This is a genomic window from Rossellomorea sp. FS2, from assembly GCF_047915635.1.
Lineage (GTDB): Bacteria > Bacillota > Bacilli > Bacillales > Bacillaceae_B > Rossellomorea > Rossellomorea marisflavi_A.
In genome coordinates this window covers 851,352-878,300 of sequence record NZ_JBLRVS010000004.1, presented here as the reverse complement: position 1 = coordinate 878,300, position 26,949 = coordinate 851,352, and the positions used below count along the sequence as shown (strand labels likewise).

General features: G+C 48.1%; 26 protein-coding genes. 13 read left to right on the top strand and 13 right to left on the bottom strand.

Annotated features, from left to right (window positions below; translation table 11 throughout):
* The first annotated feature begins 3 nt into the window (after positions 1-3).
* Together mngB and ACNA6I_RS15575 are read left to right on the top strand one after the other, a co-directional pair.
* Positions 4-2,634 (top strand): mannosylglycerate hydrolase, encoded by a 2,631-nt coding sequence (gene mngB, locus ACNA6I_RS15580; protein WP_148797156.1) that lies wholly within the window; start codon positions 4-6, stop codon positions 2,632-2,634.
* An 80-nt stretch (positions 2,635-2,714) separates the two neighbouring features.
* Positions 2,715-4,616: a BglG family transcription antiterminator gene (locus ACNA6I_RS15575; protein WP_197089413.1), complete on the top strand. Its 1,902-nt coding sequence runs from the start codon at positions 2,715-2,717 to the stop codon at positions 4,614-4,616.
* A gap of 96 nt (positions 4,617-4,712) precedes the next feature.
* Here ACNA6I_RS15575 and ACNA6I_RS15570 read toward each other — a convergent pair whose 3' ends face one another.
* Positions 4,713-5,255, bottom strand: coding sequence for a GNAT family N-acetyltransferase (locus ACNA6I_RS15570; RefSeq protein ID WP_048006782.1), 543 nt, complete (start codon positions 5,253-5,255; stop codon positions 4,713-4,715).
* A gap of 851 nt (positions 5,256-6,106) precedes the next feature.
* Between ACNA6I_RS15570 and ACNA6I_RS15565 the strand changes: the two genes are divergently transcribed.
* Positions 6,107-6,292, top strand: a complete 186-nt coding sequence (locus ACNA6I_RS15565) for a hypothetical protein (protein WP_148797147.1) — start codon at positions 6,107-6,109, stop codon at positions 6,290-6,292.
* 837 nt (positions 6,293-7,129) lie between these two features.
* Here ACNA6I_RS15565 and aldA read toward each other — a convergent pair.
* On the bottom strand, positions 7,130-8,575 hold the full coding sequence (gene aldA / locus ACNA6I_RS15560) for an aldehyde dehydrogenase (RefSeq protein WP_048006785.1): 1,446 nt from the start codon (positions 8,573-8,575) through the stop codon (positions 7,130-7,132).
* Between the two features lie 133 nt (positions 8,576-8,708).
* On the opposite strand from aldA, the gene fosB reads away from it, so the two are divergent.
* A complete protein-coding gene (gene fosB, locus ACNA6I_RS15555; protein ID WP_048006786.1) occupies positions 8,709-9,146 on the top strand; it encodes a metallothiol transferase FosB in 438 nt (145 codons plus the stop codon).
* Positions 9,147-9,169: 23 nt separating this feature from the next.
* Here fosB and ACNA6I_RS15550 read toward each other — a convergent pair whose 3' ends face one another.
* Together ACNA6I_RS15550 and ACNA6I_RS15545 are read right to left on the bottom strand one after the other, a co-directional pair.
* Positions 9,170-10,189, bottom strand: a complete 1,020-nt coding sequence (locus ACNA6I_RS15550; protein WP_416313739.1) for an NADP-dependent oxidoreductase — start codon at positions 10,187-10,189, stop codon at positions 9,170-9,172.
* A gap of 170 nt (positions 10,190-10,359) precedes the next feature.
* Positions 10,360-10,866 carry a peroxiredoxin family protein gene (locus tag ACNA6I_RS15545; RefSeq protein ID WP_048006787.1) on the bottom strand — a complete coding sequence of 169 codons (507 nt, stop codon included), beginning with the start codon at positions 10,864-10,866 and terminating at the stop codon, positions 10,360-10,362.
* Between the two features lie 203 nt (positions 10,867-11,069).
* Here ACNA6I_RS15545 and ACNA6I_RS15540 point away from each other — a divergent pair, with 203 nt between their 5' ends.
* Complete coding sequence (locus ACNA6I_RS15540; protein WP_416313738.1) at positions 11,070-11,783, top strand: 5-formyltetrahydrofolate cyclo-ligase; 714 nt, start codon at positions 11,070-11,072, stop codon at positions 11,781-11,783.
* Here ACNA6I_RS15540 and ACNA6I_RS15535 read toward each other — a convergent pair.
* The 4 genes from ACNA6I_RS15535 to ACNA6I_RS15520 form a co-directional block, all read right to left on the bottom strand.
* A complete protein-coding gene (locus tag ACNA6I_RS15535) occupies positions 11,768-12,328 on the bottom strand; it encodes a DUF6434 domain-containing protein (RefSeq protein WP_048006789.1) in 561 nt (186 codons plus the stop codon). The two genes, ACNA6I_RS15540 and ACNA6I_RS15535, sit on opposite strands and share 16 nt — an antisense overlap.
* A 105-nt stretch (positions 12,329-12,433) precedes the next feature.
* Positions 12,434-12,991 (bottom strand): beta-class carbonic anhydrase, encoded by a 558-nt coding sequence (locus ACNA6I_RS15530; RefSeq protein ID WP_048006790.1) that lies wholly within the window; start codon positions 12,989-12,991, stop codon positions 12,434-12,436.
* 18 nt (positions 12,992-13,009) lie between these two features.
* Positions 13,010-13,510: a hypothetical protein gene (locus ACNA6I_RS15525; RefSeq protein ID WP_048006791.1), complete on the bottom strand. Its 501-nt coding sequence runs from the start codon at positions 13,508-13,510 to the stop codon at positions 13,010-13,012.
* Between the two features lie 128 nt (positions 13,511-13,638).
* Positions 13,639-14,289, bottom strand: coding sequence for a cobalamin B12-binding domain-containing protein (locus ACNA6I_RS15520; RefSeq protein WP_053071995.1), 651 nt, complete (start codon positions 14,287-14,289; stop codon positions 13,639-13,641).
* A 260-nt stretch (positions 14,290-14,549) separates the two neighbouring features.
* Between ACNA6I_RS15520 and queF the strand changes: the two genes are divergently transcribed.
* The 3 genes from queF to ACNA6I_RS15505 all read left to right on the top strand — a co-directional run bounded on the left by queF (position 14,550) and on the right by ACNA6I_RS15505 (position 17,077).
* Positions 14,550-15,047: a preQ(1) synthase gene (gene queF / locus ACNA6I_RS15515; RefSeq protein WP_048006792.1), complete on the top strand. Its 498-nt coding sequence runs from the start codon at positions 14,550-14,552 to the stop codon at positions 15,045-15,047.
* Between the two features lie 118 nt (positions 15,048-15,165).
* Positions 15,166-16,056, top strand: coding sequence for an EamA family transporter (locus ACNA6I_RS15510; RefSeq protein ID WP_048006793.1), 891 nt, complete (start codon positions 15,166-15,168; stop codon positions 16,054-16,056).
* 172 nt (positions 16,057-16,228) lie between these two features.
* Positions 16,229-17,077 carry a YitT family protein gene (locus tag ACNA6I_RS15505; protein WP_048006794.1) on the top strand — a complete coding sequence of 283 codons (849 nt, stop codon included), beginning with the start codon at positions 16,229-16,231 and terminating at the stop codon, positions 17,075-17,077.
* Positions 17,078-17,117: 40 nt separating this feature from the next.
* On the opposite strand, the gene ACNA6I_RS15500 is transcribed toward ACNA6I_RS15505, so the two are convergent.
* On the bottom strand, positions 17,118-17,669 hold the full coding sequence (locus ACNA6I_RS15500) for a DUF6241 domain-containing protein (protein WP_048006795.1): 552 nt from the start codon (positions 17,667-17,669) through the stop codon (positions 17,118-17,120).
* Between the two features lie 357 nt (positions 17,670-18,026).
* Between ACNA6I_RS15500 and ACNA6I_RS15495 the strand changes: the two genes are divergently transcribed.
* The 5 genes from ACNA6I_RS15495 (at position 18,027) to ACNA6I_RS15475 (ending at position 22,875) form a co-directional block, all read left to right on the top strand.
* Positions 18,027-18,140 (top strand): RAxF-45 family protein, encoded by a 114-nt coding sequence (locus ACNA6I_RS15495; RefSeq protein ID WP_283957840.1) that lies wholly within the window; start codon positions 18,027-18,029, stop codon positions 18,138-18,140.
* 188 nt (positions 18,141-18,328) lie between these two features.
* Positions 18,329-20,197 (top strand): ribosomal protection-like ABC-F family protein, encoded by a 1,869-nt coding sequence (gene abc-f, locus ACNA6I_RS15490; RefSeq protein ID WP_048006797.1) that lies wholly within the window; start codon positions 18,329-18,331, stop codon positions 20,195-20,197.
* A gap of 17 nt (positions 20,198-20,214) precedes the next feature.
* Positions 20,215-21,162, top strand: coding sequence for an NAD(P)/FAD-dependent oxidoreductase (locus ACNA6I_RS15485; RefSeq protein ID WP_048006798.1), 948 nt, complete (start codon positions 20,215-20,217; stop codon positions 21,160-21,162).
* Positions 21,163-21,215: 53 nt separating this feature from the next.
* Positions 21,216-21,725 (top strand): GNAT family N-acetyltransferase, encoded by a 510-nt coding sequence (locus ACNA6I_RS15480; protein WP_048006799.1) that lies wholly within the window; start codon positions 21,216-21,218, stop codon positions 21,723-21,725.
* An 82-nt stretch (positions 21,726-21,807) separates the two neighbouring features.
* Positions 21,808-22,875, top strand: coding sequence for a nitric oxide synthase oxygenase (locus tag ACNA6I_RS15475; protein WP_048006800.1), 1,068 nt, complete (start codon positions 21,808-21,810; stop codon positions 22,873-22,875).
* A gap of 39 nt (positions 22,876-22,914) precedes the next feature.
* Here the strand turns inward: ACNA6I_RS15475 and ACNA6I_RS15470 are convergent, their stop codons facing one another.
* The 4 genes from ACNA6I_RS15470 to mreBH all read right to left on the bottom strand — a co-directional run bounded on the left by ACNA6I_RS15470 (position 22,915) and on the right by mreBH (position 26,647).
* The gene (locus tag ACNA6I_RS15470) at positions 22,915-23,151 is read right to left on the bottom strand and encodes a hypothetical protein (RefSeq protein ID WP_251529080.1); all 237 of its coding nucleotides are present in this window, start codon (positions 23,149-23,151) and stop codon (positions 22,915-22,917) included.
* Positions 23,152-23,355: 204 nt separating this feature from the next.
* On the bottom strand, positions 23,356-24,075 hold the full coding sequence (locus ACNA6I_RS15465) for an anti-sigma factor domain-containing protein (protein ID WP_048006802.1): 720 nt from the start codon (positions 24,073-24,075) through the stop codon (positions 23,356-23,358).
* Positions 24,072-24,638 carry an RNA polymerase sigma factor gene (locus ACNA6I_RS15460; protein WP_048006803.1) on the bottom strand — a complete coding sequence of 189 codons (567 nt, stop codon included), beginning with the start codon at positions 24,636-24,638 and terminating at the stop codon, positions 24,072-24,074. Before ACNA6I_RS15460 ends, ACNA6I_RS15465 begins: the two co-directional genes overlap by 4 nt.
* A gap of 1,004 nt (positions 24,639-25,642) precedes the next feature.
* Positions 25,643-26,647, bottom strand: coding sequence for a rod-share determining protein MreBH (gene mreBH / locus ACNA6I_RS15455; protein ID WP_048006804.1), 1,005 nt, complete (start codon positions 26,645-26,647; stop codon positions 25,643-25,645).
* Positions 26,648-26,949: the final 302 nt, after the last annotated feature.

Sequence of the window (26,949 nt, the reverse complement as noted above, 5' to 3'; positions counted from 1 at the left end):
ATCATGTTGAAAGCAAAAACAAAAGTACACGTCATTCCCCATACACACTGGGATCGCGAATGGTATTTCACAACATCACGGTCGAAAATCTATCTTGCGAAGCAGGTGAAGGAAGTCCTTGAAACGCTTGAAAACAACGAGGATTTTAAGTACTACCTGCTGGATGCGCAGGCATCACTCCTAGATGACTACTTGAAATGGTATCCAGAAGACAGGGGGCGACTGGAAGCGTTGATCGCGGCTAAGCGCATCATGACAGGACCTTGGTATACACAGACCGACCAGCTGGTCATTTCGGGTGAATCCATCGTCCGGAACCTTTACTACGGACAAAGCATTGCAGAATCATTCGGTCACTCCATGGCGGTCGGCTATGTGCCCGACGCATTCGGGCAGGCGGCTCAAATGCCTCAGATCTACAAGCAGTTCGGCATCGATACATTCCTCTTCTGGAGAGGGGTTGCCGATAATCGCTTGAAGCAGACGGAGTTCACCTGGAAGGGGTCGGATGGCAGTGAAGTCTTTGCCGTTCAGATTCCATTCGGTTACTACTACGGAGGAAATATCCCTGAAGGTGAGGACGATATCCTTCCATATCTCAATGAACAAGTCGGGAAGCTCGAAGCAAAAGCGTCTACAGAGCATGTTTATTTCCCGAATGGCTTTGACCAGGCTCCGATCCGCAAAAATCTGCCTGAGCTTATCAACCGATTCAACGAGGTCGATGAGGAACGTGAGTATGTCTTGAACGAGCCAGAGCGCTTCCTTCAGGAGATCAAAGAAGCAGCCACTTCCCTGCCGGTATTGGAAGGGGAGCTGACAGAAGGGAAACACAGCCGGATCCATAAGACCATCTTCTCGACGAGGGCGGACCTCAAGCAATTGAACAACCAGATCGAGAACTTCATCACGAATACATTGGAGCCTGTCCTCACAATCAGCCATTCCCTCGGACACGACTATCCTCATGAGACCGTAGCAGAGATCTGGAAGCTCATGTTCGAGAATGCCGCTCATGATAGCATCGGCGGTTGCAACAGCGATACGACCAATCAGGATGTCTTCTTCCGGTATAAGCAGGCGCGGGATCTCGGGGACAATTTCCTTGAGCTGCATATGCGTATGATCGCTCAGAAGATCAATCAGGAAGAGACCTTCTCCTTCACAGTATTCAATGCACTGCCTTATGTACGGAAGGGATATGTGGAATTCGACGCCTATCTCCCGGAGAAGGAATTCACGATCCGTGATGTCAACGGTGAACAGTTGCCCTTCACCATCAAAGAAAAAACCGAGTTGACCGATTATGTGCTCAATCAGCATATCTATCTCAATCCAAGCAAGAAAGTCTATCTGCCCGAGAAGGTATATGCAGCCAAACTGGTTGTCAAAGTCAATGACATCCCGTCCCTCGGATATTCTCAGTTCTATTTTGATCTGAAAGAAAACGAACTTGGAGATCAACCGAATGAAAAAGTCGATAGCATTGAAAATGACCACTACCGCATCCAATTTGAAGATGATTGCACCCTGACCATTACGCATAAGCCGACAGGAAGCGTCTATAAGAATCAAATGATCTTTGAAGAAAACGGGGACGATGGGGATTCATACAACTACTCACCGCCGCGCAAAGATCTGATCATCAGCTCTGTCGGGTCGGATGGAACGGTGGACGTGGGAAGGAATGCCGTAGAGGAAATCATGAACATCAATCTGTTGATGGAAGTACCACGTGACCTGGAAGAACGGGCCGATGGGAAATGCTCTGTGGATATGCCTCTGTCTGTAACGGTAGTACTTCGTTCAGGAGATCCGCTCATCCACTTTAACGTAGACTTGGATAACCAGGCACTCAGTCACCGCCTTCGCGTAGTGTTCGCAACGGATATTGCGTCCAAGTTCTCCTACGCAGATCAGCCTTTTGGTATAATCAAGAGACCAGTTGCCCTTCCGGAACTGGATGTGTGGGAAGAAGAAGAGTGGCAGGAAAAGCCGATTTCCATCGAACCGATGCAAAGTTTCGTGAACGTGCATGATGAGGGTCATGGATTCACGGTCTTCACAGAAGGAGTCCGTGAGTATGAAATCATCGGGGAGCACTTCGACACGATTGCCCTCACCCTGTTCCGCACGTTCGGATATATGGGTAAAGAGGATCTTCTATACAGACCTGGTCGTGCTTCTGGGGAGAAAATCATCGAGACTCCGGATGCACAAATGATCGGTGAGCTGAAGTTCACCTTTGCATACCAGATGAATACAGGCGGCTTCGATGATGCAGAGCTTGTCAGGACAGCGAAGGAGTACCTGTCGCCGCTTACGGTGTATCAACTGGCAGACTTCCTTAATGGGCGCTTGATCTTCTCGAATCGCGATGAAGAAGCGCAGTTTGAAAAGGAATACAGCCTGTTTGAAGTCAGTCCTGACCACACAGCTGCAGTGAGTGCCATCAAAAAAGCAGAACGGTCGGATGCTTACATCCTGCGATGCTTCAATCCGTACGAGACTTTAAGTTCCAGGGTTGATATAAAGGATCACACGTTGGAAGCAGTGGCCCTGAACGAAACAACAGCTATGGAAAACATCAAGGACTTGTCACACTGTCAGCTACAAACCTACGTTATAAAATAAATGCAATCATAGGGGTGTTCCCCCTATGATTGTTCTCGTTGGGTGGCAGTCGAAAAGAGGAGATGCAATTGAACTTATTCTTGAATAAACGCCTTGCCGGAATCTTTCAATCGTTCCTGGAGAGGGATGGATGGCTGCCTGATGAGATGGCATCCCATTTTGATGTCTCCACGCGCACCATCAGAACCGATATAAAAAAGCTCAATGATAGTCTAGCATCCTATGGAGCCGAGATTGCCCTTGAACGACAGAAAGGGTACCACCTCCTGGTATGGGAAAAAGAAGCGTTTGAGGGTTTATGTGAGCAATTCAACCGCCAGCATGTGGTCCAGGACGACCCGGATTACCGGGTTCAATACGTATTGAAATCCCTCCTGCTATCAAAAGGATACACGAAGCTCGAAGACCTGGCCGATCAGATGTTCATCAGCAGGGCCACGCTGAACAACGATATGAAAAATGTTCGCAGGATCCTGACAGGGTATCATCTGGAACTGTCTTCAAAACCGGGCCACGGGGTAAGAGTGGACGGGGAAGAAAAGAACATCCGATTCTGCCTTGCGAAAAATCTATCGCAAGGTTCCTCCGAAATCGGTCGGACAAGCGCCCTTCATCGCTTTTTTGACATGAAGGAGTTAGAGAAGATCTCCACCATTCTGACGGCTCAGTTTAGACAGCACTCGTTGAATCTGCCGGATATCGCTTTGGAAAATCTCATCATCCATACAGCCATTTCCATCGAACGCATCCGTGCAGAGCACCCCATTTCGGTTTTCGCCACATTTGAAGCGCCGGTCGACTATCAGCAATTGGCAGAAACCATCGTGAGCGACCTTGAGGAAACATTCTCCCTCGAATTCTCGGATGCGGAGAAGATTTACTTCCTTCTTCAGATCATGAGCAAGGTGCGACCAAAGGTGAAGGATGGGGACTACATGGCAGATGAGCAGCATGAGCTCGTCCTCGATATGCTCGAGTACATCTATAAGCGGCATCATTATGATCTCCGCTCCGATACCCAGTTGAAATCAGATCTCATTTCTCACCTGAAGGCCATGTTCTACCGGATCCGATTCAATATGAATATGAAGAACCCCCTCCTGGACCATATCAAAATCAATTATCCCGTTGCCTATGAGGTCACCCTTGGAGCAGTGAAGGAAGTGCAGGACCGGTTCCCGAGCACGGTGAACGATGATGAGCTCGGTTACCTCGTCCTTCATATCGGGGCAGCCCTTGAGCGGAAGTATTTCCTCGAGTCAGACCGAAAAAAAGTGGCACTCATCGTCTGCGGGACAGGGCTCGGCACCGCCCGTCTCCTGGAGACGAAGCTGCGTGCCACCTTCAGGGACCTGGTGATCACGGATCTCATTTCCCTTTATGAATATGAACATCGGGAAAGCATCAGTGAAGACATCGTCATCTCGACAGTCAAATTGTCCAAAAAGAACAAGCCCGTGGCGATTGTCAGTCCTTTCCTGACAGAGGATGAATCGAAGCAGATAGAAGCCATCATGAATGAGTCGATCCTGAAATCCACCATGCTCACGACCTATTTCAGGCCGCTTCTATTCCGCCACATAGAAGGTAAGGTGGACAAGGAGAGCCTGCTTAAAAGCATGAGTGAGCAGTTGGAAGCGGAAGACTTCGTGGATCCGGACTTCCATGCATCGGTTCTTGAACGGGAGTCCCTCGGTTCCACTGCAATCGGAAAAGGGATCGCCATACCGCATCCCCTCGGACTGATTGCCAAGGAAACCATCATCAACATCGCCATCCTGGATCACCCGGTCGAATGGAATGACGGGCATGAAGTAGGTGTCGTATTCCTCATCGCCATGGGGAATAAAAACTACGAAGAAGCAACCAAAATCTATGATCTCTTCATCGAATTCACCGAAAGCAAGCGGTATAAGGAACTGTTGAAATGCCGTTCTTTCGAAGATTTCGTTGCCCTGTCAAACGTCATCATGGATAAATGAAGAACCACCCCGGTTATGAGGCCCGGGGTGGTTTTCTACTTTATGAGTGAGGCATGAAAAAACAGCCGGTTACGTGATGGATGTCTGCTTATGCCCTTAGAATAATTTATACCAGTATAAAGTGGCTTCGATATGTGGGTTATAGGACTGCTTCAGGGTGTCAACACCGCCCAGTTTGAACCCTTGTTTTATGTAAAATCTGCATGCATCGAGATTATCATCCTGTGCTTCGAGCGACATGCCAATAAGACTTCGTTCCAGTGCCCACTCCTCTGCTTGATGTAAGAGCGCCTTCCCGACTCCGCTACCTCGGTACTCTCGTTTCGTTGCGATGTTTTCGATATAACAGAATCGATTCCACTCTTTCACGACTCGAATCTGCCCTATGCAGCGATTGTTCAGATAAGCTAAGAAGACTGTTTTGTCCTCCCGGTTGATATAATGGCTCCATTCAAGGTTGTCGTCGGGAAAACGTGTTTCTGTCGCTTCATCAAAAAGAACTTCTTCGTAGGACCACTTTCCCGATTGTAAGCGGGGGACGACTCGGCCGTATATTCTGAAGGGGTCATTTGTTTTGTTAATGTCTTCTATTAGATCATCGGTTAATGGAGAGATGATGAGTTTGCTTTCGTGAGTCAATCGTATGCACTTCCTTTCTGGTCTGGTTTTGGGATCGATCTTTTTCAGCCGATTGTTGATGTATCCTCTTTTATAATTCCATAAAAAGTGAATGACTCCTTGTTTGGGTGATAAGCATTCTTGGTAGGGGTGTGTCTTTGGATAGGGTCCGTTCCCTTCCGCTGCAGGGATTTGCTTTCCGCGGGGAGCAAGTCGAGCCTCCTCGTGCCTGCGGGGTCTCGATCATCCTCCTTTTCCGCAGGAGTCAAATCCCTTCCGCTTCAGTGCACTCTGCGATGGTGATTAGAAATGCAATGGATTGCTCTTTCATAGATCAGGAGGTAAAGTCATTCGAATTTTAAAGTCATCTTTTCATTGATAGTGAGGGGGAATGCTCATGAAGAGTGGTCCGTTCCCTTTCGCTACAGGGATTTGCTTTCCGCGGGGAGCAAGTCGAGCCTCCTCGTGCCTGCGGGGTCTCGATCATCCTCCTTTTCCGCAGGAGTCAAATCCCTTCCGCTTCAGTGCACTCTGTGATGTTGATTAGAAGTGAGATGGATTTCCATTCTAAAGGTTAGGAGGTAAAGTCATTCAAATTTTAAAGTCATCGTTTCGTTCATAGTGAGGGGGGATGCTCATGAAGAGTGGTCCGTTCCCTTCCGCTGCAGGGATTTGCTTTCCGCGGGGAGGAAGTCGAGCCTCCTCGTACCTGCGGGGTCTCGATCATCACCCTTTTCCGCAGGAGTCAAATCCCTTTCGCTCCAGTCCACTAAGTGCTAGTTGAGTAGGCGGTACTCTTCTAATCATTCATTCTTTAAAACTAGTTCGAAGAAGAATGTATTTTAAAACTATTAGAGCGGTGATAGAGTACAATGCTCATCAATTCGCACAAAGTGCAGTGCAGCGGAGGCCACCCGACTCCTATGGGAAAAGCGGGCAGGGTGAGACCCTGCAGGCTTGCCGAAGCGGCTCACCGCACGCCCCATGGAAAGCGGGTGGCCGCAGCGGAACGGAACGTCCCATTCTTCCCGCAATCCTATATGAAAACAGGATGTTGATTCCCTGTTTGGATTCCTCTCTTCCCCATATTCACATAACATAGTACACCTTCCCTTAATCCTTTCATAATGGGGAAATTATCTTGCGCCGAACCAGTGGGATACCACTCCGATGCACATAGTGCAGTGTAGCGGAGGTCACCCGACTCCAATGGGAAAAGCGGCTCACCGCACGCCCCATGGAAAGCGGGTGACCGCAGCGGAACGGAACGATCCAAACCTTCCTTCACTCCCCAATTAAAGAAGGATGTCGATTCCCTGTAACGAATCAGTCGAAATCCCGCCTACACCAAAAGAGTCTTATAGACTGAGGAAGGAACCATTTAATAGTTCTTCCACCTCTTCTAAAATATGTTTTATCCCCTAAAAGTCGGGTAAATGAGTACTACTTACAACGATAGGGGAAGATGAACGTTGACCTACTTGAACAGAGGCAAAGAACGGATAAAATTTGACTGTGAAGGCGACCGGATGGACTTACATATTCTTCAATGTATGCAGTGTTCAAGCGAATTCAGGTCGACAATGGAAGAGGCTTTCACCTGTAACACATGCCAAGACGAAAAGTCACCCGTATCCGGATTCAAAGTCATTGGGATGATTGAGAAGCAAGTTGGGAATGGGGTGCACGTATGAAAAGAGATCGACTTCTGGAAACAAAGATGGATTTCAATGACATCTTATGGATGACCTCCGGAGTAGCGGTTATCCTGCTCGTCATCATGATGGCCAGCTTTTTCATCATTTCTTAAAATATCGCATCCCGTGCGATATTTTTTTGTTCATATATTTAGAATGAAAACAAGGACCGTCATGATAGACGGTCCTTGTTTTTCATTACCCTTTATAGTTTTCATCATACTCAAGGTAGATGACATGTGTTTCCAAATAGTCATGAAGTCCGTGCTTCCCATCGGCACCGCCTAGTCCAGACTGACCGCGTCCGGCGTGGTACCCATGTATGGCTTCGAAGTTTTCACGGTTGACGAATGTTTCACCGTAGTGAAGTTCATTGGCAGCTCTCATGACTTCGTGCAGGTTTTCACTGAAGATCGAAGAGGATAATCCATATTCCGTATCGTTGGCCAATTCGATTACTTCATCGAAGTCGCTGTAGGTCATGATCGGAAGCACAGGGCCGAAGATTTCTTCCTGGATGATCTCCATATCCTGTTTCACGTCGACAAGGACAGTCGGTTCGAAGTAGAAGCCTTTTCCTTCAATTGCCTTACCGCCTGTAAGGATACGGGCTCCTGCCTCAACGGCGTTGTTGACCATTTCGGATACTTCTTCGATCCGGTCTTTATTCACAAGCGGTCCGATGTCGCTGTCACGGCTTGTAGGATCACCGACCGTTGTGTTTTTCATAGCTTCGGTGATCTTGGAAATGAACTCTTCCGCCACACTTTCGTGTACGTAGACACGCTCTGCATTCGTACAAGCCTGTCCGGAGTTCGTGATCCGCGAGGTTTTGATGCGATCTACGGCAAGGTCGATGTTGGCGTGCTTCGTCACGATGGCCGGTGCTTTACCGCCAAGCTCAAGGTTTACCTTCGTAATGGAATTGGCTGCGGCTTCCATGACTTTTGAGCCGGCAGGGTAGCTTCCTGTCATCGTCACGAGTCCGACCCGTGGATGACCGGCCATGCGGTTACCGATATCGGATCCTTTACCGGTCACCAGGTTGAAGACGCCTTTTGGAAGGCCGATTTCATCGACGATCTTGGCAAATTCACAGGCTGTATTCGGGGTATACTGACTCGGCTTCAGGACGATGGTACAGCCGGTCACGATGGCCGGTGCCACCTTCCTTGCAAGAATGAACATAGGGAAGTTCCAAGGGACGATCCCGGATACAACGCCGATCGGTTTTTTATATACGAGGATGTTTTCGTTCGAACGCTCACTTTGGAGGATTTCACCTTCATAGCGGAGGGCCCATCCTGCCATGTAGCGGAAGTAGTCGATCGCTGTATTGATCTCGTCTTCGGACGCTTTGACAGTCTTACCATTTTCCTCCGTCAGCATCTCGACGAACTGTTCTTTTCGTTCTTCCAGTTTATCGGCCATCTTGTGCAGATAGGATGCACGTTCAGTGGACGGGACCTTTTCCCACGATAGGAATGCTTTATGGGCGGCATCGATTGCCTGATCCACATCTTCTTCGGTTCCTTTTGGGACTTTCGAAATGACTTCTTCCGTGGCAGGGTTGATGACGTCTGAAACTTCACCTGAAGAACTATCTACAAATTCACCATTAATGTATAGCTGATACTGTTTCATGAAGAGCCTCCTCGTAAGTCTTTGAATATGCCTATACTATTCCCTTCTATTGTCCGGAACTAAACATAAGGATAGGTCGAATGGGGTGAAAAGATATGGTAGTATAATGAAAAATAGGGAAAGAGGTAGGGATATGGCGATTCAAGGATTGAACCATTTTTTATTTTCTGTATCGGATTTGGATCGATCGATTGCTTTTTATCAAGAAGTATTTCATGCGGAGCTTTTGGTGAAAGGAAGATCGACAGCCTACTTTGACTTAAATGGCATGTGGCTGGCACTGAATGAAGAAAAGGATATCCCGCGGCAGGATATTCAACACTCCTATACACACATCGCTTTTTCTGTTAAGGAAGAAGATATGGATACCATGTATGATCGGCTGGAAAAAAGCGGGGCGTGTATCCTTGGGGGAAGGGAGCGGGATTCCAGGGATAAGAAGTCGATCTATTTCACTGATCCCGATGGTCATAAGTTTGAATTCCATACAGGTACGTTGGAGGATCGGTTAAGCTATTACCGTGAAGATAAGAAGCATATGGAGTTTTATGATGATAGAAAAAAGCCATGATCGATGTGATCATGGCTTTTGGATTAGTTGCCTGGTTCAGCGACTTTTACGAGCTGCTTACCGAGGTTTTTCCCTTCGAACAATCCGAGGAATGCTTCTGTTACGTTGTCCAATCCTTCGGTGATCGTTTCTTCGTATTGAAGTTTTCCTTCGCTGAGCCACTTGCCGAGGTCGGCGGCTCCTTCTTTGAAGCGATCGTTATAATCGTTCACAACGAATCCTTTCATAAGGGCGCTCGTTTTGATCAATCTTGACTGCACGCGCGGTCCGAGGTCTTCTTCTGTTTTGTTGTAGGAAGAGATTGCTCCGCAAACCGGCACACGGGCATGTTTATTCAGGAGGCTGAGGGCAGCGTCTCCGATTTCCCCACCGACATTTTCAAAGTAAACGTCGATTCCATCGGGACAGGCTGCTTCGAGGGACTCCTGGATATCACCTGTCTTGTAGTTGATGGCTTCGTCAAAACCAAGGGTTTCCTTCAGGTAGTTCACTTTTTCATCAGAGCCTGCAATCCCCACCACGCGGGCCCATTTGATTTTTGCGATCTGTCCAACGGCCGATCCAACAGCACCGGCAGCTCCTGATACGACGACAGTTTCACCTTCTTTGGGCTGACCGATATCAAGAAGGCCGAAATAGGCGGTGAGGCCTGTCATACCCAGGATGCTCAGGTGAGTCGAGATCGGTGCCACATCGGGATCGATGGCGCGCACGGCTTTCTCGCTCGCAAGGGAATATTCCTGCCAAGGGAGCATTCCGACGACAAAGTCGCCTTTTTGGAATTGTTCGGATTGTGAGTCGACAATTTCACCTACGACGCCTCCGGCAAGGGCTTCATTCAATTTAAAAGGTTCCACATAGGACTTGGCATCTGACATGCGACCACGCATATAAGGGTCGACTGATAGATAAAGGGTTTTTACAAGAACCTGTCCTTGGTCGGGGCGAGGTACGTCAATCTCCTTATAGTGAAAATCCGATTCGACAGGTGTTCCGTTTGGACGCGATACAAGTTGAATCTGTTTTTGCTTGTCTGGCAGCATGGCTGATCCTCCTCTTCATTTTTAAAAATATAGTGTATGCAATAGGATGTTTTTCATGCAATTGACCCCTCAATTAAGGGTCATGGATACCGTAACATAAATGGGAATCCCTAAACAAAGAATAAGGCTTAACAAAAAGCCGGTTTGAGTGATCAAACCGGCTCCCTACTTTATTCCTTGATGTTCTTCTGGATGTAGCTGATTGTTTTACGGAGTTCATTCGGATGCGGACGGCCGAATGGACCGGTTTGTTTTTGTTGATAAAGGATTTCTCCCTTTTCATTCACTAGGAAGTATGCCGGCTCACCGTGCTGTCCGTGATCTTCATATGGAGCATCTTCTCCGTGATAAAATACATCAAATGCCTTGATGGCTTCCAATTTTTCATCGGAAAGAATCGGGAAGGTGATATCTTCTTTATCGACCATTTCCTTCAGGTTATCAAGCGAGTCGCTGGAGATTCCGATGATATGGACGCTGTGCTTCTCGAAGTATTCCTTACCTGCCTGGAATTCACGGAGCTCTTCCTGGCAGACGGGACACCAGGATCCCCTGAAGAATACGATGAGGTGCCAGCTGTCATGTTCTTTTTGATGTTGTTTAAAACTGAATGTTTCACCTGCTACGGATGGAAGTTCAAAATCCGGTACTGTATCTTTTAATTGAAACGTTGCCATGATTACATTCCTCCTGTTTGGTTTACACGTTTTGCATGTTTCGTATCTCATGTTTCGTATCTACAGTCCTTATTTTTCCCGCTCTTATGAAGTTGAAACATTTAAGGGATGAGCGATGTGCTTGATGGGTGTATGATAGTCTATTATTGAAGAGTCCGCGAGTCCTTGTGTCATTGGTTTCCGGACCAGAAGGGGATGGTGGCATGGAAAAAAGTGAAATCAGGCATAAAGTATGGGGAAAGCTGACGGATGAAAAGCTGGGCCGATTCCCGTTTCCTCTGACAAATCGAATCCCGAATGTGAAGGGGGCAGAGAAGTCGGCTGCCCATGTAAGGGAGCTGGAGATCTATAAGCGTGCAGGCGTCATCAAGGTGAATCCCGATGCACCGCAGCTTCCTTTGAGGGCATCGATCTTGAAGGATGGGAAAATCCTCTTGATCCCGACTCCCCGCTTGAAGGACGGGTTTGTGATGATCAGGCCAGAAGATGTTCCTGAAGGAGAAGCACGTAAGGCAGCAAGCATCAAACATATGAACGCGTATGGACGGGTCGTTCCTCTGTCCGGAATCCCCAGAATTGATTTAATCGTTGTAGGGTCAGTAGCCATCCATAAAGACGGAAGGCGGTTGGGGAAGGGGGAAGGGTATGCCGACCGTGAATATGCGATCCTGAGGGAAATCGGAAACCCGGCAGTACCCGTCCTCACAACCATCCATAGCGCCCAGCTTGTAGGTGATGACATCCCAAGGGATTCCTTTGACCTGGCCGTCGACTATATCGTGACGGAAGAAGGGGTACTGGAGACGAATACACCTTATGAAAAGCCTGCTGGGATACAATGGGAACATGTGACAGATGAAGAGAAGGAGCTCATGCCGATCTTGAAAGAACTGGAACGTCATCAATCCCGGGAATAGCGGTTGCTTCCGGGCTTAGATTTCACCTCGTTCCAGGCGGCTATGGCATCGTTCCTGCTGTGACGGGTGTTGTGGGGGTCGTTGAAATAGTCCCGGATGAAGCGGTTATATTCAAACTGCGGTGAGATGACCCGTTCATAGGACGGGTCTTTTTTCCGTTTCTCCTCATCATGCCAGGCTTGAACGGCATCCCGATAGGTCTTCCCGATGTTTTCCATGAAGTAGTTTTGGATAAAGGTACTGAAATGGAAGTTCGGGATGACGGACTGGAAGAAGGTACGCACGTGCTGACTGCATCGGTGTCCTTCCGGAATGATTGTATCAAGGGAGAGAGTCACCGGTTGAACGGCCTTCGGTCTGGCAGTCCGGGAAGGTTTCAGCATGATCCCGGTTTCGAGGAAATGCCCGATGCGCGTGCTTATTTCTTCTTTGGATCCGGATGCACTCATCCCTATGGATCTGCAGAACAGTTGGAGTTCTGATTTTAGCCAATAGTACTCTCTGAACTGGTTTGCAGGAGTTTCTTTCGATAATTCAGGCCTCATGGTATTTTCCTCCAAATTATGGTTTTATTCTTATAGTATAGAACGTTTGTTCCTTTTTGGGAAGAAAAAAAACACCCGCCCTCAGGCAGGTGTTGGGTCAATGGCTTAGTATCCGTCGACAACAAGATCGAGCTTTCCAGTTGCCGGATCGATGACGAGTCCGTGGACAGGCGTTTTCTTGTCCATGAGCGGATGATTTTTGATCATATCAACGCTGTGGGCGACGCTTTCTTGAACGGAGTCAAAGCCCTTCAACCAGTCGTGTAGGTCGATGCCGGAATAGTTGAGCGTACCCAGGGTATCCTCGCTGATACCGCGTTCTTTCATCTTATCGACCATCTTATGGCTGTCGATGGCGCTCATGCCGCAGTCATGATGTCCGATGACGATGACTTCATCTGCCTGTAGCTCATACACGGCAACGAGAAGGCTGCGCATGATACTTCCGAATGGATGTGTCAGGATGGCGCCGGCATTTTTGACGATTTTGACATCGCCGTTTTTGATGTTCATGGATTTAGGGAGTAGTTCCACCAAGCGTGTATCCATGCATGTGAGGATAACGAGCCGCTTATCCGGGAACTTGGTGGTACGGTACTGCTCATACGCTTTTTCTTCCACGAATTGTTCGTTGTAGTCGAGGATGGTGTTCAATAGAGTCATTGGTTCTTCTCCCTTTCGCTAATTAGTCAACTCCTGCTGAAGCAGGGTTTCAATCTCTTTTATTTTATCCATCACTTCTTGTCGATTCCAGTCCGATGTATTGGAAAGTTTTAAATAAAGGGAGGAAACCTTGGCAAGAGCTTCGTTTCCATTCGGATTTTTCCTTGGAAAAGGAGAGTTTCCCATCAAGTCGAATAGACCATTCATCTTGTCTGATACCTTTTGGTACTGATCATCCTTTGAGATGATGGCAACGTGATAATGCTGGTGATGATCAGAGAATCGATAATGGAGGTCGAATAAACCAAAGGCATTGTCCTTCTTCAAATTGAGCTCCATGGTACCGTCTGGGACCTTATGAATCATTCTGGCAAATTTCGGTGAACTCTCTTCCTCGACGATGGAAAGGAAATTTTCGCCGATATCAAGGAATTCGTAACCAGGGTTGGAGGCATCGATTACGTTGAACTTCCGATCGATCAACAGGTAAGGGATAGGGCATAGGTGCAGGTTTTCCACATGATCACTCCTAGATTAAGGGAGTATGGATGTCATTGCCCTCCTTACGGTTGTTGGAGGTAAGGTGACATGTGGGATAACATTCAGGGAGGCCCTTTTATGATTGGCAAAGCTCGTGGTGGAGGAGGTCAACTTTCCAGTGACACGGATTGTTTCGAAAGGTCGGCAAGATGGCTGTTCAATTCATCCAGATCATTGAAGGTCATTACCTGTTCCTTCTCAAGGAAGTCCAATTTATATTGGGCAACAAGCCTTCCCCCTACTACTATATTAATCTTTTCATTTACTTTTCTAATCGATTCGATGCACGTTTTCAGTTTGCCCAGCTCAGTGGTCATCCCGATTGAAATCCCGACCATCTGCGGTTGCCAGGCTTCAATAAACGTGACGGCATCTTTGATGGGAACATTGGCCCCTAAGAAACGGGTGTTCCATTTATGTTCTTTGAAGATTTCATTTGCCAATTCCAGCCCGAGACTGTGCTGCTCCCCCTCAATGCAGAATAGGAGGGCCTTCGGCTGATCTTTCCCTGCTTTATGTTCATTCATCAGATAAGAGAGGAGATACTTCAAGGTGGCCGTGGCTAAATGCTCATCAGCGACAGTGATTTGATTCTTCTCCCACATTTCACCGATTCTATACATGGAAGGTTTGACGACCTTTTCATAAAAAGACAGGTGATCCATCTTTGATTCAATGGCTGACGAGTGTAGTTCAAGCAATGAATGCACGTCCCCTTGCAGGATTGACTTCGTAAAAGTCTGGACTAGCTGATTCATCTTCATCACTCCTGAGATGGTGAAAAATACCTTATTCTATATTCCATAAATAAATGAAAAATCCTTCTTCCATCACACAATTGTCCCAGTTGACTTTTTGAATGGATTTCCATTATGATAACGCTTGAACAACCAGTTGACAGGCCATGGAGCGTATTGAAAATATACGCCTGGGGCTATCATTCAAGCGTACCAAACATTGGGTGCATTTGCAATGGATACAGGTCCATGCCCCGTACGACTGATAAGGAGGACGTTTCATGTCAGGCAGAAAAGATGAAGATCTTACAGACTTGTCCCTTTTAGGGAATCAAGGTACAAACTATCTATTCGAATATGCTCCTGAGATCCTGGAAGCATTCGATAATAAACATCCCAACAGGGACTACTTCGTGAAATTCAATTGTCCGGAATTTACGAGCCTTTGTCCGAAAACCGGACAGCCGGATTTTGCCACCATCTACATCAGCTATATCCCTGGCGAAAAAATGGTGGAAAGCAAATCGCTTAAATTGTACTTGTTCAGCTTCCGTAACCATGGTGATTTCCATGAAGATTGCATGAACATCATCATGAATGATCTGATCGAACTCATGGATCCACGTTATATCGAGGTCTGGGGCAAGTTCACTCCTCGCGGCGGCATCTCCATCGATCCATACACGAACTACGGGAAACCGGGTACGAAATATGAGGAAATGGCGTTCCATCGCTTGATGAATCATGATATGTATCCTGAGACCATCGACAATCGTTGATGGTGAAGGCGATCCATTGCGATCGTCTTTTTTTTATGTCTCCAGCTTGTTGAATCTAGTAAAATAGGAAGTGGCTCCCGGATAAGGGAAGAGAAATGCAGAAAAGAAGGGACGGAATATGAAATCATATCGTGCATCATTATGTGTGCTCATCGGGGCAAGCAGCTACGGCATCCACGCCTCGGTTGTAAAGCTGGGTCTGGGAAAAGGCTATGCGGTCCCGGATATCACCGGACTTCAATATTTATTCGGCTTGGTGATGCTGTTCGCCGCCTTTTTATTCACACGCAAGGTGAAGATGACGGTCGGACAGGTGTCCGCACTCTTGGGAGTAGGGGTGTTTTTAAGTTTAACGGGGATTTTTTATGGCATGAGCCTCAGTCTCATCCCTGCGTCCATCGCCGTCGTGATGCTGTTCCAGTTCACCTGGATCGGAGTACTGATCGAAGCCCTCTATGTAAGGAAAGTACCTTCAAAAAAGAAACTGGTTTCGGTCCTGCTTTTATGGATTGGTACGTTATTCGCCGGCGGCTTGGGTTCATCCCGGGGATTTGATTGGACTGGTAACTCGCTCGGACTGTTGTATGGATTCGGTGCTGCCGTCACGTTTGCCTTATTTATGTTTTTCAGCGGGAAGGCAGCAAGAAGCCTACCAACCTTTCAAAAAAGCATGATGATTTCCTTGGGTGGCATACTGGTTGTGCTGGCGGTTTTTCAGCCATCTTTCATCCAACAGCCGTCCAAAATTATTGAAATGACGGATTTCGGCCTGCTGGTGGCCATTTTCGGGAACATCCTACCCGTTGTCTTCTTCGCCATTGGTACACCACATCTTGATTCAAGTATGTCGACGATCATGGGGGCAGCGGAGCTTCCAGCCGCCATCCTGGCTGCCATGTGGATCCTACACGAGCAGGTGGCCATCTTTCAATTTGCGGGGATCGCCCTGATTCTGGCAGGAATCATCATTCCACAGATACAGACAAGACAAAAGAAGAGTTTTGGTTAAAGCGCCGGATTGTTTCGGCGTTTTTCTCTTTTAAAACCCTTTCAATTGTCGCAATTATTAAACCTAATTTATTTAACCGGCTTCCCTTTACAAAGGGGTGCAAAGGGCTTTATAATGCGCGTTGTTCAACTTTTTAAAGGCACGGATTATTCATATAAAGGAGGTTGCGGAGATGCGGCAAAAGATTTTTTCATTCTTGATGATGAACGTCGGAGCATTGCTGGTTGCGGTCAACGTTCATTTTTTCCTATCACCCAATGATTTAGCGACTGGAGGAGTGAGCGGTCTGTCGATTATCATGAATCACGTGTTCCCGGGTATGTCGCTTGGGCTCTTCATGATTCTCATCAATCTGATCTTGTTCGTGGTCGGCCTGATTTTCCTTGGCTTCAGTTTCGGGGCAAAAACGGTGTATGCAAGTTTCGCCCTGTCATTCTATGTTTGGCTTCTTGAGACGGTTGCACCGATCCATGCACCGCTATCAAATGATGTCCTGATCCAGCTCATCATCGGCCAATGCATCGCCGCAATCGGAATGGCCATCGTTTTTCATCAGGACGCTTCCACCGGCGGGACCGATATCATCGCCATGATCCTGAACAAATACTTCAATATCGAAGTGGGGCGCGGGGTCCTGCTATCAGATTTGACCATCGCACTTTCTTCTGCGATCCTATTCGGTCCACAGGTCGGGATGTACGCCTTCTTCGGGGTGATCCTGAATGGCTTGGTGATCGACTATGTACTCTCACAATTCAATTCCAATAAAGAAGTGGTGATCATCAGCCGCCACAGCTCAGAGATCAAGTCGTATATCGTCCACGAGCTTGGAAAGGGTGCAACGGTCCATACGGCGACGGGTGCCTTCACTTCTGATGAGAAGGAAGTCATCACCACGATCTTGGGACGCAAGGATTATTCCCGGTTAAAGGGCTTCATCACGAAAACCGACAACAAGGCATTCATCACCGCCCATACGATGAATGAAATCCTTGGTCAGAACTTTAAACGTTTAGCATAAGAAAAAGCCTGAGGAGCGCCCCTCAGGCTTTTTCATATGTTCATTCCGCTTGCTTGAAGTTATTCTGGATGAAGGCTTCTTCCTCTTCCTTATTCATGATGCCGTAGGCTTCTCCTACTGTGCCGCCTTGGAGGGTCCAAAAGTAGTTATGATCCTTGTCGATGCTAGAGAAATCTTCACTCTTCCACTTTTCGGCGATGTCTTGAAGTTTGTCTTTGTGATCGAAGGAAGAGGCATGAATGGTATCAAGAACGGTTTGGACGGTTTCTGGTATCATGGGGATGGCTCCCCATTTATCTTGTGAGCGGACTTTCTGGTGGGTCATTTTGTGCATGATGGAGACAATATCCTTTTCTTCGGCGTTTTCAGGGATCTTCAAGGTATATTCGATTCCTCCGATGGTACCTGTCTGCTCCCTGACTTCTTCTTCCTTGGTTGCGTAAGGTGAGTTTTTATCTTCAGGTTTTTCAGCTTTTGCTGGGTTTGCCTTCTCCTCGAAAGCCGATGCGTTCTCAAATATTTTATAAGCCCCGAACCCCACAAAGGCGGCTAGCCCTAGTGCAATAAGGGAGATGGTTAAGATTTTTTTCATTCTCAGCCTCCAGGTAAGTTGGGTTGGGGTGTGTGGTTGATTGGGTGTTTGTTTGTAAATCATAGCAAAAAAATAACAAAAAAGCACTATTTTAAGTATAATTTACCATTTGTGAAACAAGTTGATTTTTGCCGTATTTCCAGCCGGAGGAGAAGGACCTTGGGATGAATGAATTCATCCCTGGTCCTTCTCCTCCGGCTGGACTTTTCAGCTTTGCTGAAAAGCGAGGGAACCTTGGTTCACTCGAATTCGGCAAAAATCGCGTATACACAGCACTTATAAAGTGGTTGCCATATCATTCTGAATTGCCTTATAATAACATTATATTATGTGCTACCAAAAGGAGGTGGAATTGAGATGAATCGTTCTGTAGGATTGCGTGGGAAGTATTTGGATTTTATTTACTACTGCCGTGCAATTTTTCATATTGTTGCGTTCAAGGGGACACGTATGCCCTTTTTTAGCAACTGAATATGAATACTGAACGGTAAGAGGTCTCAATTCCAATCACTTGATAGAACGGAAGGAGGGGGCGTTTTTCGCCTTCTTTTTTTATGCCTGATTAAGGATTAAGAAGCCGTGGACTGCTTATGCACGGCTTTTTGTCGTGGATCATGTGCCTCTTGCCGTATTAACGGATGAATGAAAGGAAGAGGAATATGATTATTTGCAGCGCACAACAGATCAGTAAAATGTACGGGGGCCATCCTGTTTTTGAGCAATTGACCTTTGAAATACCCCAGGGGGCGAGAATCGGTCTTGTGGGGAGGAATGGGACGGGTAAGACGACGCTATTCAAGCTTCTTGCAGGAACCGACACCCCTGACTCGGGGACGATTTCGATGAAAAAGAACGCAAAAATCGGCTATCTTGCCCAAATACCGGAGTATCCGGAAGGGACATTGGGAATCGACGTCCTGAAGTCGGCGTTCTCCGATCTCGTGGCCATCGGTGAAAAGCTCAAGGAGTTGGAAGGGAAAATGGGCGAAGGACACGGGGACCTGGACGCGATCCTTGAAGAATATGGACGATTCCAGGATCTCTTCAGCAATGAAGGAGGGTATGAGATGGAGGCGTCTATTGCCATGGTCGTGAATGGACTTGGGATCCAGGGACTTCTTGATAAAGAGTTTTCCTCCTGCAGTGGAGGCGAGCAGACGAAGCTATGCCTAGGATTCATCCTTCTTCAGGAACCGGACCTTCTCCTGTTGGACGAACCGACGAACCATCTTGATATCACCGCCGTCGAGTGGCTGGAGCACTTTTTGACCGACTATAACGGCACGGTGATGTGTATTTCCCATGACCGCTACTTTTTGGATCATGTGATCAATAAGGTGTACGACCTTGAAGACGGGGAAATAACCATGTATCACACCGATTATTCGGGATTTGTGAAAGAAAAGGAAGAGAGGTTGATGATTGAATTCCAGGCCTATCAGGAGCAGCAGAAGAAAATCAAGAAAATGAAGGAGGCCATCAAGCGTCTGAGAGAATGGGCGAATCAGGCGAACCCTCCCAATGAAGGCCTTCACAAGCGGGCACGCAATATGGAAAGGGCCCTTGAGAGGATGGAGAAGCTGAAGCGTCCGGTGCTGGATCGCAGGAAGATGGGATTGGAGTTCGAAGGCGGTGATCGGAGCGGGAAAGTCGTGTTCTCCATGGAGGGTGCTTCAAAGTCCTTTGATGGACGCACTCTCTTCCATGACGCCCATATGGACCTTCGTTTCAAGGACCGCACCGCCATCGTCGGACAGAACGGGACGGGGAAGTCGACCATCGTCAAGATCCTCCTGGGGGAGATGACCGCTGACGGCGGGGACGTGAAGATCGGTAGCAATGTGAAAATGGGGTATCTTTCCCAACATTTTGTGATGGCGGATCCTGAAGCCCGTCTCATCGACGCATTCCGGGATGAAGTGGCGGTGACGGAAGGAGAAGCGCGTCATATCCTTGCGCGGTTCATGTTTTATGGACCGAATGTGTTCCGGAAGGTTGGACAGCTGAGCGGCGGGGAAAAGATGAGACTGCGGCTTGCCCAGCTCATGCACCAGGATCTCAACCTCCTCGTTCTCGATGAACCGACCAATCATCTCGACATCGATTCACGGGAGGTCCTGGAGGAAGCCCTTGAGGAGTTCAATGGTACGATCCTTGCTGTATCCCATGATCGCTATTTCCTCAACAAGCTATTCCAGAAAACGTACTGGATTCACGAAGGGCGGCTCTATTTCTTTGAAGGTCCATACACCTGGGCCAAGGAAAAGCTCCAGGAGCAGATCCCGGTTGAGCGTCCATTGGAGAAAAAGGGTGCAGTGACAAAACCACGTGAAAAAGAAAAAAAGATGGCAACAACTGACACCATCGAAGCAGAGCTTGAAGCACTTGAGACGGAAATTGCTTTGATTGAAGACCGTCTCCAGGCAGAAGAGGACCTTGGGGTGCTCCAGGAACTTCATGAAGAACTGGAACGGCTTGAAGAACAGAGGGAGCTTAAGTACATTCAATATGAAGAACAGCTATCGTGAAAGGGAGGAAGCATATCATGGAGGCAAAAGTGGTGATTGTAGGTGCAGGTTTATCGGGAATCATGGCGGCACGGACTCTTGTGGAAAGAGGGGTAACAGACATCCTCCTCGTTGAAAAGAGCAGGAGCGTGGGGGGGCGACTCGCAACGAGGCGGATCGGAGAAGGGAAGGCAGATCACGGTGCCCAGTTCTTCACGGTGCGCTCCCCGAAATTAGAGAAAGAAGTAGAGTCTTGGCTTCAGAAGGGATGGGTCCGCCGTTGGTTCGGTGATGCCCATCCACGGTACACCGGTACGGAAGGCATGAATGCCCTTGCCAAGAATCTGGCAGCAGGGCTACCCGTGCGTTTGAATACCAAGATCCTTTCCATCACGGAACATCCTGATGGATGCGAGTTGAAGCTTGAGGAAGGCGGGGTGATCAAAGCCGATCACGTGCTCATCACCGCCCCGGCACCCCAGGCAGCGGAGTTGATTGGGATAGAAGTCCCTGTCACTTTCCGTCCCTGCCTCGTTGGGTTGCTGACACTTGGTGGTCCTTCCCTTCTTCCGGCGCCAGGGCATCTGGATGGGGGCAGCCTGCCACAAGGAGTAGAACGGATCGTCGACCATAAGGCAAAGGGGATATCCTCTACGCCCGTATTATCTATCTATATGACAGGGGAATGGAGTGAGGAGCATTTCTCCGAATCAGATGAAAAGGTCCTTGCCCTCATCACGGATCTCGTTCGACCATTTTTGGGAGATGGAAGTAAAGGTAACGGCAGCCAGGTGAAAAGGTGGAAGTACGCCGAAGCGGCTGAAGTCATCAATCAACCTTTCCTAGAGGCGGGCAAAAGGACGGTCCTGTGTGGGGATGCGTTTTTGACGAAAGAAGATGAATCCGGTAAAACACGTTTTGAGAGCGCCTATCTCTCGGGAAAATCTTCTGGTGAATTCCTTGCTGATCGCGTAGGCGAATCCTGAATAGGCATCCCCCATTAACTGCACACTAAAGAAAAAAAGAGGCAGGGATTGGAATGGACCTACAGCTGCAACGAGCTGAACAGAAACAGATCGAAACCATTATGGACATCTATGTGCGTTGTCGGGAAGAGTTGGAACAACAAGGCCTTCTCCAATGGGGAGATCATTATCCGAGCAGGGAGTACTTCCTTCGCGAAATCAAGGCGGGAAGTCTTTATATCCTTTTGGCCGACGGAGTCATTGCAGGATGTGTGACACTGAATGAATGGCAGTCTCCTGAATGGGCTGATATTTCCTGGAAGTATGATGACGAGTGGGTCGTGCACGCCTATTTCCTCGATCCTGTTTACCAGGGGCAGGGATTGGGGTCTGCTTTCTTGAGCGAGTGTGAATCCCTGGCGGCCACCAAAGGGTATAAGAGTATAAGGCTTGATGCCTATGGAAGGAATAAAGGGGCAAATGTCCTGTATGAAAAGAATGGGTATGAATTTCGAGGTTCAATCCGCTTCACGTCCCGTCCTGAAGGCCATCAGGAATATCACTGCTACGAAAAACGCCTCTAATGCAATCCGTCCCAAAGGAAAAAGTCCTATTGGAATGGTATACTAACAGGTACAGTAAAGAAGCAAGGATGAGATACTATTGATGCCACTCCTGGATGAAGCACAGGCCTTTTTGATACAGTTTTATCATGAATCGGAGAAAAGCGGAACGGACCTTAAGGAAAGGTTGCGTGAAGTAAGGGAAGAAATTGATTCCACGGGTACCTATACCCATACGAAAGAGGAATTGACGTTCGGTGCAAAGCTTGCCTGGCGTAACAGCAACCGGTGCATCGGACGATTGTTCTGGAATTCCCTCCAAGTGTTCGACCGTCGGGATGCCACCACGGAAGAAGAGGTGCTGGGCGCTTTGGAAGCCCACCTGGAGTATGCGACAAACGGCGGGAAGATCCGACCGACCATCACGGTATTCAGACCGTCTGAATGTGACGAAGAGGACATCCGCCTTTGGAATCACCAGCTGGTTCGATATGCGGGGTATGAGGACGGAAGGGGGGACCCCCATTCCATCGAATTCACCCAAAAATGCAGGGCACTGGGATGGGAAGGAGAAGGAACGGATTTTGATGTCCTGCCTCTTGTCGTCCAGATCGGCGACCGTTCGCCTGTCTGGAGGTCTATTCCACAAGATCTAGCCCTCGAAGTGCCGCTCCGACACCCTGAATATCCATGGTTCGGGGACCTGGGGCTGAAATGGTACGGGGTTCCCCTCATATCGGATATGGAACTCAAAGTCGGAGGTATTTCCTATAAAGCAGCCCCGTTCAATGGCTGGTATATGGAAACGGAAATAGGAGCCCGGAATCTCGCAGACGAGACGCGCTACAATCTTTTGCCCAAAGTGGCAGGTCATATGGGACTGGATACATCCAGAAACATCACGCTTTGGAAAGATAAAGCCCTTATTGAGCTGAATATTGCCGTCCTCCATTCCTTCAAAGAACAAGGGGTCAACATTGTGGATCACCACACGGCAGCCCAGCAGTTCCGCCTTTTTGAAGAAAATGAAAAAAAGGCAGACCGGAAAGTCACAGGTGATTGGACATGGCTGATTCCGCCCGTATCACCGGCCACGACGCATATCTTTCATAAGGAATACGATAACACGTGGAAATCCACCAACTACTTTTATCAAAAAAAGCCTTACTGACAAAAAAGCCGCTCACAACATCGTGAGCGGCTTTTCTCATTACATGGAATAAGGGGGGCGTTTGGATACTTCATAATAGCGATACCAAAACCGGAACTCATCAAACAGGGTAGAACGGTCGAATGAAAAGTGCTCGAAGAAATCCTCCAGTAGCCACATCTCGGCGTCATCCAATATTCCCGTCACGAACAAGGGCGTCCGGAAGCGTTTATATAAGTCTTCATGCCCATAATAGTGAAACAAGTCTTCCACCTGTTGCTCCGTCAATCCGATCACATCCTTTTGGATAGTTTCTCATGTGAAGACGGTATTTATGCTGTGAAAGTGAAATTGGGTCATGGTACAAGCACAGGTTGTACCACTTGCATAGAATACATTATGTGAAGCCACTCCTTTCATCTTCACACTGGGGGACACCGCCGTCCCCCTCATTACATAAAGAAAAAGAGCTCAGACCGCGCTGAGCTCTTCTTTTGATTCTTAAATATCTGCTGCAAGGACGATTTCCCCTTGGGGCAGCTCGCTATTGGCATCGGGTTCAAGGGACACGGCCACTTGATCCCAATCTTTTTCAGTGAATTCTTCATTGAATTTGAAGATGACCGATCCTTTACCATCACCGCTCGTGACGAAGGTTCCTGCACGTTCGGGCTTTTCATCCTTGATGAGCCAGACCTGGTACACTTCCTTATCGGAGAGTTTCGCAAGGTCCGAAGCCTGCACGACCATGCTGGTTTGCTTTCCTTGCTTGATGATGCTCGCGGTTCCCCTGCCTTCTCCGCTGACAGGAGCAAGCTCTGCGTACTCGACCACCTCATCGATCGTGGCTTCCTCCACCACACGCTTTTGATCTTCAAGCTGGGTGAAGAGGTAGGCGTTGCCGATGATGGACAGGGCCAGTGCGGCAGCGATGGATGGGAAGATCCATGGCCGTCTGCGTTTTTGACGTGGAGCTGCAGCCGGTTCTTGTTTCTCCTCAGAATCATTCAGTATACGGGCGAATACTCTGTCCTCAAGGTCGGTTGGAGGTTCGACCGGCTCAGATGAGTAGGGCAGATACCCGGCTACCGATTCAAGCTCGTTCAGGAACTCCTGACAATCCGTACAGGAGGCAAGGTGCTTCTCGAACGCTGCTTTTTCAAGTTCAGATAAATGACCGTTGTAGTAATCCAGTATGTGATCGCATTGATGTTGAGTCATTCGAATTGACCTCCTTTCCCTTTCAGACAAGTATGCAGATGTTTCAATGCAAGCCGGATCCTGCCTTTGACCGTTCCGAGGGGGGTGTCGGTAGCTTCTGAGATGGACTGCTGTGTCTTACCCTTGAAGTAAAAGAGCTGGACCATCGTTTGCTGATCTTCCTTCAATCCGCTGATGCAGTCGCGTATGGCGGCCCCTTTTTCCTTCCATTCCAGGAGGTCATGGGGCGTTTCATGGTCAACCTGGAGGGTGTCTTTTTCTATATATTCCACGGTCTCATGTTTCTTTCCTTTCCGGATGGCATCCAGGCAGGTGTTCCGGGTCATGGTGAGCAACCAGGAAGAAAATTTCCCTTTCGATTCTTCATAGTGTGCGTGGGTCTTCCAGAGTTTCATGAAGACCTCCTGTATGACTTCTTCGGCAAGCTCGCGGTTTCCTGTCATTTTATATGAAAAGGAGTAGATGAGTTTTTCGTATTGTCTGTAGAGCTCCCGCAGGGCGGATGAATCCTTTTGATGGATGATGCGGTGATACAATTCAATATCCTTTAGATCATGGGACATAACTCGCTCCTAACCTTTGACGTAGTTATCATAAGGATACTAAATAACGGTGCTGAACTCAAAGTTCTACTAAGCTAACGAAAAAGTTTTGGTTTTGGATCACTATATGTTTGAAAAAGTTGGGTTTAGGGTAAAAAATATGGTTTTTTCCTAGTCGCCATCCTGATTTGTAATTAGTATGTGGTGGAGATCAGATTGTTCCGTTCCGCTGCGCTCTGTGCGTAGTTGTGGGAGAGTGCTGATTCGAAACATGCTAACGCCATCCTGTTTTTTGTGAGTATGTAGAGGTGAAGAGACCGTTCCGTTCCGCTGCGGCCCCCCGCTTTCCATGGGGCGTGCGGTGAGCCGCTTCGGCAAGCCTGCAGGGTCTCACCCTGCCCGCTTCTCCCATAGGAGTCGGGTGGCCTCCGCTGCACTGCACTCTGTGCGGAGAAGGGGGAGAGTGCTGGTTCGGAACAGGGGATCGCCATCCTGTTTTTTATGAGTATATAGAGGAGAAGAGACCGTTCCGTTCGTTTCACTTTGTGCGCAGGAAGGGTAATCGGATAATTCGAAACAGGCCATCACATGCCTGGTTTCTTTTTTAGTATGACTTTCTAACCCCATTTATGAACGACCACCTCACCATGTCCAATACCACTGAGTGGATTGAAGCGGAAGGGATTTGACTCCTGCGGAAAAGGGGGATGATCGAGACCCCGCAGGCACGAGGAGGCTCGACATGCTCGCCGCGGAAAGCAAATCCCTGCAGCGCAAAGGAACGGACTAGTTTTCCATCTCACACTTCATTTAGGGCGATTTTGTCTTCAATTCTCATCATCATAAAGTGGGCTCGAGACCCCACAGCACAGGAAAGCAACCCCCTGCAGCGCAAAGGAACGGACTAGTTTCCAGCTTCACACTTCACTTAGGACAATTTTGTTTTTAACTGGTTTTCCAACGCGCACTCCCCTAAGATTGCAGACAAAAAAAGCCTCCCCATATGGAACAAGGGAGGCGGATGATTATTTTACTTTTTGTAGTTTGTCAATGACCGTGAGGGAGCGCCCTGTTCCGATGGCTACAGATTCAAGCGGGTTCGGTGCCAGGTGGACCGGTACGACGATTTCCTGGCTCAGCCAGTCTTGAAGGCCGTTGAGAAGGGAACCTCCACCAGTCAGGATCACACCGCGATCGACGATATCTCCGCTCAGTTCAGGCGGGCAGTTTTCAAGCGTGGCGCGGATGGTCTCAAGGATATGTAAGAGAGACTCTTTAAGTGCTTCCTGGATTTGCAGTGACGTAAGTTCGATGGTCTTTGGAAGTCCTGTGACGAGGTCACGACCGCGGATTTCCATTTTGCGTTCATCGTGTTCGATGAGAGCCTGACCGACTTCGATCTTCACTTGTTCCGCTGTCCTTTCACCGATCAGGAGATTGTAGCGTTTGCGTACATATTGGATGATGTCTTCATCCATTTGATCTCCACCGATGCGGATCGTGTTGCAGGAAACGACGCCACCGTAAGAGATGATGGCGACTTCTGTTGTTCCTCCACCGATATCGACGATTACGTTCGCCACTGGTTCTCCGACTGGAAGATCTGCTCCGATGGCAGCTGCTACAGGCTCTTCAATGAGGGTGACGGATTTTGCTCCACTGCCACGTACGGCATCTTGGATCGCCCTGCGTTCAACGGATGTTGCACCAGACGGGGTACAAACGACAACGGTAGGTTTTCGGATGGAGAAGCCCAGTTTTTTGCTGGCCTTTCTCATCACTTGCTTTAGCATTTCAGTGGTGACGTCAAAATCTGCGATGACGCCATCTTTCAATGGACGTACGGCCACGATTTTACCTGGTGTCTTCCCGATCATATTCTTCGCTTCTGCTCCTACCGCCAAGACAGATTTCGTTTCTGTGTCGATGGCAACAACGGATGGTTCGTTCAGGATAATTCCTTTATTTTTACTATAGACTAGTATATTTGCAGTACCTAAGTCGATTCCGATTTCAGAGTTTGATAGCATTGTCGTATTCCTCCAACTATAAGAATTCTACACAGTATAACCTTCTATACAGTATAGGAGATTTTCGGGGGTTTTGTCGGTGGAGATATTTACCACCGACAAATTGTTACAAAGGATGACAAAGGGGACGGGTTTGTCATTTAATGAAAAGCTTTAATTACGAGGATTTTAATTACCTATTGGGGTATGTAGAAGTGGTAAGGTTTATTCCCTGCGTTATGAAAATTTAAACGTTCTGTAATAATTTTTGAGAGGAAGATGAGGGAAAAACAGGTAGTTTAAAGGGTTTTCAGACGTGGGGA

What these genes read in the sequence shown, in the direction of transcription:
- mngB (WP_148797156.1), top strand. Translation starts at nt 4, where the DNA reads ATGTTGAAAGCAAAAACAAAAGTACACGTCATTCCCCATACACACTGG.
- ACNA6I_RS15565 (WP_148797147.1), top strand. Translation starts at nt 6,107, where the DNA reads ATGCTCATCAATTCGCACAAAGTGCAGTGCAGCGGAGGCCACCCGACT.
- aldA (WP_048006785.1), bottom strand. Translation starts at nt 8,575, where the DNA reads ATGAAACAGTATCAGCTATACATTAATGGTGAATTTGTAGATAGTTCT.
- fosB (WP_048006786.1), top strand. Translation starts at nt 8,709, where the DNA reads ATGGCGATTCAAGGATTGAACCATTTTTTATTTTCTGTATCGGATTTG.
- ACNA6I_RS15550 (WP_416313739.1), bottom strand. Translation starts at nt 10,189, where the DNA reads ATGCTGCCAGACAAGCAAAAACAGATTCAACTTGTATCGCGTCCAAAC.
- ACNA6I_RS15545 (WP_048006787.1), bottom strand. Translation starts at nt 10,866, where the DNA reads ATGGCAACGTTTCAATTAAAAGATACAGTACCGGATTTTGAACTTCCA.
- ACNA6I_RS15540 (WP_416313738.1), top strand. Translation starts at nt 11,070, where the DNA reads ATGGAAAAAAGTGAAATCAGGCATAAAGTATGGGGAAAGCTGACGGAT.
- ACNA6I_RS15535 (WP_048006789.1), bottom strand. Translation starts at nt 12,328, where the DNA reads ATGAGGCCTGAATTATCGAAAGAAACTCCTGCAAACCAGTTCAGAGAG.
- ACNA6I_RS15530 (WP_048006790.1), bottom strand. Translation starts at nt 12,991, where the DNA reads ATGACTCTATTGAACACCATCCTCGACTACAACGAACAATTCGTGGAA.
- ACNA6I_RS15520 (WP_053071995.1), bottom strand. Translation starts at nt 14,289, where the DNA reads ATGAATCAGCTAGTCCAGACTTTTACGAAGTCAATCCTGCAAGGGGAC.
- queF (WP_048006792.1), top strand. Translation starts at nt 14,550, where the DNA reads ATGTCAGGCAGAAAAGATGAAGATCTTACAGACTTGTCCCTTTTAGGG.
- ACNA6I_RS15510 (WP_048006793.1), top strand. Translation starts at nt 15,166, where the DNA reads ATGAAATCATATCGTGCATCATTATGTGTGCTCATCGGGGCAAGCAGC.
- ACNA6I_RS15505 (WP_048006794.1), top strand. Translation starts at nt 16,229, where the DNA reads ATGCGGCAAAAGATTTTTTCATTCTTGATGATGAACGTCGGAGCATTG.
- ACNA6I_RS15500 (WP_048006795.1), bottom strand. Translation starts at nt 17,669, where the DNA reads ATGAAAAAAATCTTAACCATCTCCCTTATTGCACTAGGGCTAGCCGCC.
- ACNA6I_RS15495 (WP_283957840.1), top strand. Translation starts at nt 18,027, where the DNA reads ATGAATCGTTCTGTAGGATTGCGTGGGAAGTATTTGGATTTTATTTAC.
- abc-f (WP_048006797.1), top strand. Translation starts at nt 18,329, where the DNA reads ATGATTATTTGCAGCGCACAACAGATCAGTAAAATGTACGGGGGCCAT.
- ACNA6I_RS15485 (WP_048006798.1), top strand. Translation starts at nt 20,215, where the DNA reads ATGGAGGCAAAAGTGGTGATTGTAGGTGCAGGTTTATCGGGAATCATG.
- ACNA6I_RS15480 (WP_048006799.1), top strand. Translation starts at nt 21,216, where the DNA reads ATGGACCTACAGCTGCAACGAGCTGAACAGAAACAGATCGAAACCATT.
- ACNA6I_RS15475 (WP_048006800.1), top strand. Translation starts at nt 21,808, where the DNA reads ATGCCACTCCTGGATGAAGCACAGGCCTTTTTGATACAGTTTTATCAT.
- ACNA6I_RS15465 (WP_048006802.1), bottom strand. Translation starts at nt 24,075, where the DNA reads ATGACTCAACATCAATGCGATCACATACTGGATTACTACAACGGTCAT.
- ACNA6I_RS15460 (WP_048006803.1), bottom strand. Translation starts at nt 24,638, where the DNA reads ATGTCCCATGATCTAAAGGATATTGAATTGTATCACCGCATCATCCAT.
- mreBH (WP_048006804.1), bottom strand. Translation starts at nt 26,647, where the DNA reads ATGCTATCAAACTCTGAAATCGGAATCGACTTAGGTACTGCAAATATA.